Here is a 10149-nt window from a genome sequence, read left to right on the forward strand (position 1 = left end):
GGCGAGACTCGGAGTATGAAAAAAGCGATGAGATAAAATGAGCAAAAAATGGATCTTGTTGATGAACTGATTGATCCGAACTATCTTGTACCATTCACTTGGCTTTTAAGTAGTTGCTGTAGATTTCTTGTATTAGATTACAGTGATGGCGCATCGTCTCGTTAGCTCTGCTATCGCAAAAACGAGTAGATGTTTATTTTTTACTCAAAATACTCTCTAGAGTCGGTTTAAGCGAGACTTGATGCATGGACTATGTTTTTCATCTGTATATATAAAATCGAGATACATAGTCCATGAGAGCTAATGGTTTAGAGTCAAGCCTCGATACGCTTATTTCTTGTTAATTTCATGCTGAAACCATTTTTTATAGGGTCATGAAAGTAATAATAAAAACGCTCTCAGCCCTTTTATTACAAGGCTTTAGGTGTGCCAGAAAAAATATTCTTCTATATAATAAAAAAGAAAAAAAGTTGGCACACTTAAAAAGATAATAAATAGAACTGTTAACTGCGAAGCCGTTAACATTTTCTAGTGTAATGACATCTACTTCGTAGCTGTCAGATTCTATTCTTATGCCTCTCTTGTTAAGCCATTTTCTCTTGAAAATTGGTAGTGTCTAGAAGACGAGTAAAAGCAGAAATTGTCGTCGTTTGTCTTTTGCTCTGAGAAGGTTTTCTCCTTTCTTTGTTAGCGATCAGTGGTCGCGTTGCATATATCTCTCCGCTTGCAATATTTTTGCTGATGGCAATTCATGATGTTTGTAACTACACACTTTATGCTGGAATGGCTATACCACTAGTTTCATTGTGATATCATTCAGTTATGTTTAAGTGATAAGTAGCCCTGCTACAATTCATCGGCGTATTACTGTGTGAGGTATCAATGGCAATACCAGTAAAAGACATCAAAATTCTATGGGGTAAAGCTGGTGGACGTTGCTCCAAGCCCAGATGCGGCATTGACTGCATTCAGTTCACTGATGGTAATGGAGCCACTCTAATCGGTGAAATGGCTCATATCATTGCTAACAAACCAGATGGTCCACGTGGCGTTGCTGGTGGCGGTGATGACACCTATGACAATCTTATCTTGCTGTGCCCGACTCATCATACGGAGATTGATAAGTCTCCAGAAGGTACGTTTACGGTTGAAGAAATTCATCGTTGGAAAGCTGAACATGAAGCTGCGATCGAAGCAGCATTTTCTGCCCAGAAGTTCGAATCAAAGAAAGACATGGCTGACGCTATTAAACGTTTACTAATTCGAAACAAACGTGTCTGGCAAAACTTTGGTCCTGAGTCAGAAGAAGCTAAAAGAAACCCACTGAGCAACATGGTTGAGCTTTGGAATCTCCGCAAACTTGATACCGTCGTCCCGAACAACAGATCTATTGCTAAGATTATCCACGACAATGAAGAGCTGATTGATGTTGATGATCTTGATGCCTGCTATCAGTTCGTTGAACATGCAGCAGGATTCGAACAGAATTGCTACGACAAAGTTGAAGGTGTAAATAAGTTTCCAAAAGAATTTCAAGAGGTTATTGATAGGTATGGCGAGCTTTAACAATTGGGATGTGTCGTTTCCAACTATTAAGTTTGTAGAGACAACACTAAATGGTCATGAAAAAGTTGTTTCTTTTGAACGCAAACGAGACATCGTTTTTGAGATCACCCGTGAGCAAGGTGATAAGGTAACAATGGTTCTGGTAAACGAGTATATCTTGGGGCTAGCTGCTATCTATCAGATTCGTGAAGAGTTTCCAGAAGCTGATATCATCGTTACTAGCGGCAACTGGAATGGTTATACCCGTGAAGCTAAAGAGCACGGTAATGAGAATGATCTGGGCGTCTTCAATATTGGTGAGTTCTTCGGCGCTTTGTTCTGGTCTAATCCGAAGGCATACGTAAAGAAAGACCGAGAAGGTAGACCAGTATATGCTTATAAAACCGCTTAATACTAAGTGGTATATCTTTGGGTCGTTCCTCCATTCAGATTCACCGTCAGATATTGATCTACTGGTTGTGTATGACCCATTAGAAGTGCACCCAAAGAACGTAACAAAACATTGTAAACCGTTATTTGCTGCAATAGAGCAAGCTATTTCGTTAAAAGTGCATAGCACGATTCTTACATGCTCTGAGGAGCAAGAATCTGAGTTTGTTGAACGGTCAAAAGCAGTTCTTCTGGAAGACGTTCTAACTCTCCAAAATCCATCTAGCTAGGACAAGTACAAGGTAGTAATCGTGTCACGTTATCAGTATCAGCCATTAGCATCATGGGACGAATTTGAACGATTGTGCCGTGATCTTTTTAAAAATGACTGGAACAGTCGTGTAACTAGTTTGAACGGACGTAATGGCAGTCGCCAGAATGGTGTAGACATCTTTGGATATCCTAATTGTGGAAAAGAAATATGGGGAGTCCAATGTAAGGGTAAAGAGATTTACCCAGAGAAGAAAATCACCATTGATCAGATTGAAGGTGAGATTGATAACGCTCTAGATTTTGAGCCTAAGCTTGGTCACTACATCTTCGCTACGACTATGAGGCGAGAAGTAAAACTGCAACGAGAGCTGAGACAACTCGTGAGACGAAGAGAGTTGCCATTCAGTGTTGCGATAATATTCTGGGATGATATCGAGAATATGATTGCTGATATGCCAGATGTCGAGAGTAAGTATTATCCCAAGCATAGTGACCATACTGAAAGTCTTTACGAAAGAGCAGGCTTCAATAAGAAAAGAGCAAGCGTCAATGTTTTCGCATGTCAGGATTCAGATGAATTTGTTTTTAATAGTACTTTAAGAGACCTGAAGGGATATGCAAGTGACACTCATGTTTCTATAGCTTTAGGATGGGATGGTTATGTCTTGCCTCGAGCCTCTGAGTGTGTAGATCGCATTCAGATTGATGTGGAGACGCTCTGTGATCTGATGGAAGATTTTCATGACGGGGATATAGTAGAGTACTTCAAAATAGACTTCAATCTGATCAATGGTGATGGTTCAATTTCAACCATAACAGATAGTGGATACTTAATGGGGCATTATCATATCAAAGATGACGTTGTGTACGATGACGAGAGCTTTAGCCTTTTTGAGGAGGAACAAAAGATTTATATGGAACTGTTCAGAGTGATGAGAATCCTCGCTCAGAGGGTTACAACTTATTGATAGAAGTTATGGCTTGCCCTTAAGTATGAGTTTGATGGGTTTTGAACAACCACCGACTTGATAGACATGCTTCAGTTAAACCCCTCAACTTGGTTTTATCCAATTCAACTTATCCGAAGTGCAAGGTTTTGAACACCGACTCTAACTCATTTCTACCCCAAGACATGTTTAAAATACAAGAAACAATAACAAGATTAATTTGTGCAACAAGCTGTTGCACAAACTTTAATACCTAATTTTGCAAGAGTGTCTCTTGCAAACGTTTCAATGCTAAAAATAGGAGCCAATACTCACTCCGTCATTTAAAAACCAACTCTCAACTGGGGATAATTCTTCATAAGGAAAGAATCATTCAAGTAGTAATACCGCCAAAATATAGAGAATGGATACTCTACATCAAGCATTAGTTCGATTAATTCTTCTGCCCTTTGTTTATCTGTACGCCCTGTTCGCTTACTGTAAAGTTTCTGCCTTGCTGACAGTAACTCTGTATAATGATCCCACATTTGTTCAATCAGATTTTCACGGCTGATTTTTCTGAGAGCCGTATTATCTAAGTTGTAACAAGCCTCAAGTAATTTCACCGTGTTTTCTGTTTGTGCGCATGGGTTTGCACTGGTTGCAGAAACTTTAACGTCTCCATTAGGTGTTGAAGGCATCAAGCACTCAATCATTGCGCCAACATCATAGAAAGGGTTAGCACAATCTAATAGATTAATATGTGTACTACTTTTAATACCATTGCATCGAGAGCATGAGTAGTACAAGTTCTCCCAATTATATTTAAGTGCGTTATCTTTTTTGTGTGGGATAAAATGCTCCACTTCGACATCTTGAATCTCATCACGTTCGCACAGATAGCACTTATCAAAGAACATCGGTCTGAGTTTCTTTAGTACATCTTCTTTGTTGTACTCGTTATTAGCAATGCTAGGTGGTTCAGGGTATGTTCGAATAACATTGAACATTTAATTACCCCTCACCATCTGTCGAATCTAAAAGAGCATTCTTACCTAATAAAAGGAATGCGCGTGAACGAGCGTTTAACTGCCCCTCATGCGGCTCTATTACGTTAATCAATTCCTGTAATCGTTTCGTGTTTACAGGCTCTTGGTTAATTATCTCAGCCATCTCATCTAATTGTTCATTTAATATATCGGATGTACTTTCAACACCTAGTAGTCCTTTTAAAATGGACTCATATGAGTACATAGAAAGGTCTTCTAGTAGTTCAAGTTTACTTAGGTCATAGATTATTGAGTCATTTACCGACTGAACAACAAAAGGTGAATGCGTAGTTACAATGAACTGAATCTTTGGGAACGCCTTGTCAAAGAAAGAAAAGATTTTTCGTTGAATCGAAACATGCAGGTGCGCATCAATCTCATCAATTAAAACGAAGCCAGTGATATCTTCCGCTAATATGTCACGTAACTCTACTTTCATAAGCAAATCAGCATAAACGCTTAAAATCGAACTATAACCAGACGACAAGTTATTAAATCGATACGGCTCTTTACCTTCCTGATGGATGTAGAATGCTTGTTCTTCTGGATTATATTGGAGAATTAACTCATGATCTTCAAATAGGTCACGTAAGTCATTTTGGACTTTCTCAAACCATGTATTAATTTGTTGCTCTTTTTCTGGATTATCTTCACGAGCAATTACATGTGAACCATAGTTAAAATAACTAACTAGGTATTTTTCGAACTGACTACTTGAATCTTGTTCTAAAGATTGTGACTGGGTAGTACTTTTAATGTTGGTTATGCTTTCGATCTGACCGTTACTAGCAATATTGTCTGCAAGTCGATTCGCTTCGAAAAATCGAAGAATGAATTGATTATTGTTAACCAACTCAAACAGAGCATCAGTATCGCCGAACTCCATACTTTCGTTTGCTAAACGTTCTAATTGCTTTTTATGCGAACTAATTTGTTGAGCGTATATATTATAATGCCTATGAGAAACACCTAGCTGTTCTAAATTCCGTTGAGCTTCTTTTAGTTGCCTTTGAATTTCATCTTTTGATTGTATTTGTCGATTAAAAAACTGCTGTAGATATTGATGCAATTGACGCAAGAAACGAGTCTTACCACAGCCATTTTCACCAGTAATTATCAGGTTCTTCCCGTTTAGCGTAGCATTCACACGCTTATCATCAGTGCCAATCAATTTGAAATCTATCGATTTAATCATACTTTTAACCAAGTTATGAGCCTGATTGATATTCTACAAGGTAAAATTGCAAGTGCCAACCACATGATTTGCCATACCTCTAGTTATTAATGAGCTTCGGAAATAGAAAGTTTTTAAAACTTAAATTCTACCTGCAGAAGTCAATAAAAATAAGTAAATATAAAAATAATTCTGTGTTAGTAGGGGATAAAAGTTGCAAGGGTATGTGTAATAAAAAACGGAAATATATAAGTTGCATTTGAGTGCGAAATGAGTGCGTGTTATAGTTTTTTGTAAGTTAAATAATAAAAACATATAAAGGCTTAATATGTATAAACCGCTTAAAAATAATGAGAGTACTATTGTTACTATTTTAGTAACAAATAACGTTTCCCAAAATATCATAGACGACATTATAAAAAACACAGAACATAAACTAGTGGGTACAACAGCAGGCGATCTGGCAGATACTCTAGCAACAATGAAATCGGCTAAGCTGAGTATTGCTCAAGTTGCTTTTGACTTTACTAGTTCAACAGACAATGTTGTTAAAACTTGCATGTATAATAAAGTAGAAATAAAAGATACAAGCTCGCAAGTTGAAATAAAAAGAAGAGAACAAGGCGTGTTGTCTGATTCTCTTTTGTTAGCTGACATCTACAATAACTTCGCTACTGACTCAAACCTACAAATCGTTGCAAATGCTGTTCGTTCACTAATTCCAGTGCATTACTCATTTGAACAAGCTATCGCTTTTCTTGCGGATATAACTAATGTTCACGCTGACATAGCAGAACAAAAGCTTGATGCGTCAATCAAGCTTATTCGCAGCATAGTTAACTCAACGACTAATCTTTACAACTCAATTAAGCTTGCAACTAAAGAAGAAATGTACGTGAAGGTTTTCAATCGTGCAGAAGAAGACGTAGATACTATTGAGTTAGTTAAAGCACAGACGGGTGCAGAGAAAACTATACAAGCACAGAGGTTATGCAGATTCGCTCATCGAAAAGGAATCAAGACTTGCTCTATAACAACACTTCGAAATGTTGTTGAGCAGAATGCACCAGAAAAAGCTAAGACAGTAATTGCGCATAAAGAAGAGAGTCTTGCTGCTTTCGAGCAGGCAGAGCACTTTAGCTGCACAATGCACTCTCTTCTTAAAGATCATGTTTTTTACACAGTAAAAAACTGTGGTTACTTTATCTTTGATGAGTGTGAAAAGAACATTCAAGCACTATTTGAAGAAAGCACTAGTGCAGAAGTTGAGTTTCTGAATCGACAGCAAAAGGAGCTTATCCGCTCTCGTCTTGCTGAGCTTTTCTCAATAAAGAACGCACGAGTAGTCGCAATGGACGCCGATGCAAGTGATGCAGTTTCACTTAGATACTTAAGCTCTCTAAATAAAAAAGTTAACGCATACGATTTAAGCTACAGTACTCCAACATCTGGTAATAAAGCTAAGGTCGCCGATAGCGCTAAGGCTGCACTAGCGCTTGTTGAGCTAGCAAAACCTTTTGTTAAATCTTTCGGTAATCAACAGCAAAACCCGTACTTAAACATCACTACCCAAATCGACAATATCAGCATGATGAAAACTCGTCTGATTGAGAAAAAACTAGTTGATGATAACGAAAACATATTCATTGCAACTGACAACAAGCGAGAAGCAATCAATATGCTTAAGGATGCTGGTTACGTTAAAGTAAATGGTTTTATCGATGAAAAAGCAGCGCTGAAAGCAAGAATTCTATTGGTACATGCAGATAACAAAGGTCAGCAAGAACAAGCAGCATTTATCAAGAACCCGAATACTGAAATCGTTAAATACAAAACAGTAATTGTAACTCCATGTGTGCGTGAGGGATTCAGCATTACGGCAAACTACTGCAACACTGTAATTGTTTTAGCTCATAGAATTCTGCTTCCAATGTCGCTAGTACAAATGAGCAGAAGACTGCGTACAGCTACCAACATTATTTTTGCGCTAGACACTGATGCAAAACCATCGTTTGAATTCTCTAACTTTCATCAGGGCGCAGAAGATATTGCTGACAACTTAGAAGCTACATTTGCAAAGCGAAGAGAAGTGTTGCTTAGCGATCTAGTTCTATCCCTTATTCTTACTTTGGAAAATCTTGGCTTCAATCATCAAGCTCCAGTTCGTTACGATGAGGAAGAAAAAAACGAAACCGCTAAAGGGCAGAAATCTAACGCAAAAGGTCACAAGAAGTTTGCTCAGGAAGCAACTGTTAGTGCAGATTGCATTGATGCTGAGGAAGCTAAGAGACTAGACAGCAGCACTACTAAGTCTGAAGAAGAGACTTACGCTGTAAGTAAATTCAAGGTAGCTAAAAAGCTAGCTATAGAAACTGCTAATGTAGACATTGAAGCAGTTAAGTTTGCCGAGAAGTTCAAGAAAGAGCACGCAGTTAAACTAGCAGAAATCACGACTAGCAAAACAGCTATTAAAACGAAAGCTAACGCTAAGCTGACTACAAAGCAAAAGAATATTGCAACAGCAATGCGAATTCTCGCTGAAGCTCTGCAAGACAACATCAGCGATGTTGAAGGTAATGAAGTTGAACTCGATTTAGCCAAAGAGTTTGTTATTGCTGATTCAGTTGAAGTTTACAGTTACCTGCATGCCAATAAAGCCAAATTCAACAAAGCATTTGCTCAGAAAGACAGTATGCGTGTTACTGAATCGAAAGCCAGAGCAAATGATAAAGACACTGCTGAGAGGCGTATAAGAGTGATATTGAAGCATCTCGGTATCGACAACTCAAGATTCGGAACTACAACTAACAGACGCTACAAGCACTTCCTGAATCCACTTGCTTTATCAGCGCTTACAGCAAAAGGCTTGTTCGATAAAGACGATAGCAAAGAATTTGTAGGTTTAGATCCTTACGAAAACGGACTAGTAAAAAAAGAAATTCAAAAAAAATAATAAAATGGAAAACAATAAAATGAACACTCTAAATACTTTAATGCAAAATCCTCTCCTGAGCGGGGGGGAGGTGTCACAACTACTGATAGAGCGCGACATGACTTATCGTAATAGAGCATCCACTAAGCGACTTAGTGAGTTGTTGTATTGCTCACAAAGGAATGCTCAAGTAATCATCAAAGAAGGTTTTAAAGATGAGGGGCTACAGGCATTGTTTTATTTACAAATGCAACTAGCAGTTTCTGATAAATAAAAATGTTGACTATAATATTTTGGCTTGGTAAGTTATAAATGTGGTGTGTAATTAAGCCGACAGCCATATGTTTTATTAAATCCCCGTTCACCGAACGGGGTTTTTCTTTCTCTATTGTTTTTCACAACAATGCTTAAACTTCTTCCCTGAAACGCATACACAAGGACTGTTTCTATCAATACTTTGAAAAGCTTTCTTACGTACTTGGTTTGTTATTTTAGCTTTGCCTTTAAGTATTGAACGCAACTCATCCTCGTATTCAGCAGGTACAGGTATACCCCCATTTATTTCTCCTGGTGAGTTGGTCGGAATTTTCCTTCTGATGTTTTCGAATTGATTGTCATATGATGCGTATAGCTCAACTACGGGATCGCGAACTATTGCTTCTGTATATGCTGGTAGTCTATCGTTATAATCAAAACTTTCTGGTTTAAATAAAACAACTCCTCTCTTCGTAATATGGTTAACTTCTGGTGGGGTGACACAGAATAGCTTTCCATCCTTATTTACAATGACATGACCGATTAATTTTATTAAAATATAACCTAAGCTAAACACTAGGTAACCAGTAACAGGCTCTCCACCAAACTGCTTGATATAATCATCGACGTTTTTACAGCACGCTCTCTCTTTTGCTCCTTCAAATGGAATCAAAGGAACCTCGATGATGTCTTTTATAATCTTGTTTAGTTTTGAGTTTCTAATTTTGGTTATGTTGGGGTTCATGTCATATATCTTCATGGAACAGCTCCTTCTTAAAGCTTAAATGGTTTTGAAATGATTTAAATTACCTCTTCTTTGTTGATTATAATGTTTTTAATTCCGAATTATAACCTTTTATAACTAGTGGTGTTATAATTTTTAATGTATCCATGTTTGTTGTAAGACATGACCGTCATTAAAAGGTGAGTTTTTATTGATCAATCTCAGGAGGGGAAAACGAGATGATCTTTACTGAACCACACGGCATCATCCTGTATAATCCCCGCAATTTTCGTCAGATTGACTACAGAACTATGACTAACAACAACTTCTCCCAAACCGCTGCCTTTATCTGGTCGGTGGCTGATCTGCTTCGCGGTGACTTCAAACAATCTCAATACGGTCGCGTGATCCTGCCGTTTACCCTGCTTCGTCGTCTTGAGTGCGTGCTTGAGCCAAGCAAAGATGCAGTGCTTGTAGAATATGAAAAAGTATCGAAGATGGGCTTGCCTGAAGAGGCTGCTGAGAAGTTTCTTCTTCGTGCTACGTTTGAAGAAAAAGACCGCTCCAAGAATTTGTCGTTCTTCAATACCTCACCAATGAACCTTGGCAAGATGGGGCAAAGCAACATCAAGGCGAACCTTGAGAAGTACGTGCAGTCATTCTCCAAAGATGCGCGTGAGATCTTCGAGCACTTCAAGTTCGATGAATTTGTCGGGCTGTTGGAAGATGCCAACCTGCTTTACAAAGTGGTGAAGAAGTTCGCTACCACCGACCTTAGCCCAAGCAAAATCTCAAACTATGAGATGGGCTTGGTGTTTGAAGAACTGATCCGCCGCTTTGCGGAAAGCTCGAATGAAACGGCGGGTGAGCACTTTACCCCG

Annotated in this window: 9 protein-coding genes; 6 read left to right on the plus strand and 3 right to left on the minus strand. The window is 38.4% G+C overall.

The genetic code is table 11. The features are described 5' to 3' along the window. Positions 1 to 882 precede the first annotated feature (882 nt). The 3 genes from KIO97_RS26545 (at position 883) to KIO97_RS26555 (ending at position 3176) form a co-directional block, all read left to right on the plus strand. A complete protein-coding gene (locus tag KIO97_RS26545) occupies positions 883 to 1566 on the plus strand; it encodes an HNH endonuclease signature motif containing protein (protein ID WP_285384405.1) in 684 nt (227 codons plus the stop codon). Then, entirely contained in the window at positions 1553 to 1957 is a 405-nt protein-coding gene (locus KIO97_RS26550; protein WP_285384406.1) for a hypothetical protein, read from the plus strand. Before KIO97_RS26545 ends, KIO97_RS26550 begins: the two co-directional genes overlap by 14 nt. 289 nt (positions 1958 to 2246) lie before the next feature. Then, a complete protein-coding gene (locus KIO97_RS26555) occupies positions 2247 to 3176 on the plus strand; it encodes a hypothetical protein (RefSeq protein ID WP_285384407.1) in 930 nt (309 codons plus the stop codon). Positions 3177 to 3478: 302 nt separating this feature from the next. On the opposite strand, the gene KIO97_RS26560 is transcribed toward KIO97_RS26555, so the two are convergent. Both KIO97_RS26560 and KIO97_RS26565 read right to left on the minus strand, forming a co-directional pair. Next, entirely contained in the window at positions 3479 to 4144 is a 666-nt protein-coding gene (locus KIO97_RS26560; protein ID WP_285384408.1) for an HNH endonuclease, read from the minus strand. A 4-nt stretch (positions 4145 to 4148) separates the two neighbouring features. After that, positions 4149 to 5378: an AAA family ATPase gene (locus tag KIO97_RS26565; protein WP_285384409.1), complete on the minus strand. Its 1230-nt coding sequence runs from the start codon at positions 5376 to 5378 to the stop codon at positions 4149 to 4151. Positions 5379 to 5685: 307 nt separating this feature from the next. On the opposite strand from KIO97_RS26565, the gene KIO97_RS26570 reads away from it, so the two are divergent. Together KIO97_RS26570 and KIO97_RS26575 are read left to right on the plus strand one after the other, a co-directional pair. Beyond that, on the plus strand, positions 5686 to 8310 hold the full coding sequence (locus tag KIO97_RS26570; RefSeq protein WP_285384410.1) for a hypothetical protein: 2625 nt from the start codon (positions 5686 to 5688) through the stop codon (positions 8308 to 8310). 4 nt (positions 8311 to 8314) lie between these two features. After that, positions 8315 to 8563 carry a hypothetical protein gene (locus KIO97_RS26575; RefSeq protein WP_127891300.1) on the plus strand — a complete coding sequence of 83 codons (249 nt, stop codon included), beginning with the start codon at positions 8315 to 8317 and terminating at the stop codon, positions 8561 to 8563. Positions 8564 to 8674: 111 nt separating this feature from the next. Here KIO97_RS26575 and KIO97_RS26580 read toward each other — a convergent pair whose 3' ends face one another. Continuing rightward, positions 8675 to 9304, minus strand: a complete 630-nt coding sequence (locus tag KIO97_RS26580; protein ID WP_285384411.1) for an SEC-C metal-binding domain-containing protein — start codon at positions 9302 to 9304, stop codon at positions 8675 to 8677. A gap of 275 nt (positions 9305 to 9579) precedes the next feature. Between KIO97_RS26580 and KIO97_RS26585 the strand changes: the two genes are divergently transcribed. Then, positions 9580 to 10149, plus strand: a 570-nt coding sequence (locus KIO97_RS26585; RefSeq protein ID WP_285384412.1) for a type I restriction-modification system subunit M N-terminal domain-containing protein, incomplete at its 3' end; no start/stop codon positions are given.

The organism is Vibrio sp. B181a (genome assembly GCF_030248375.1).
GTDB lineage: Bacteria > Pseudomonadota > Gammaproteobacteria > Enterobacterales > Vibrionaceae > Vibrio > Vibrio campbellii.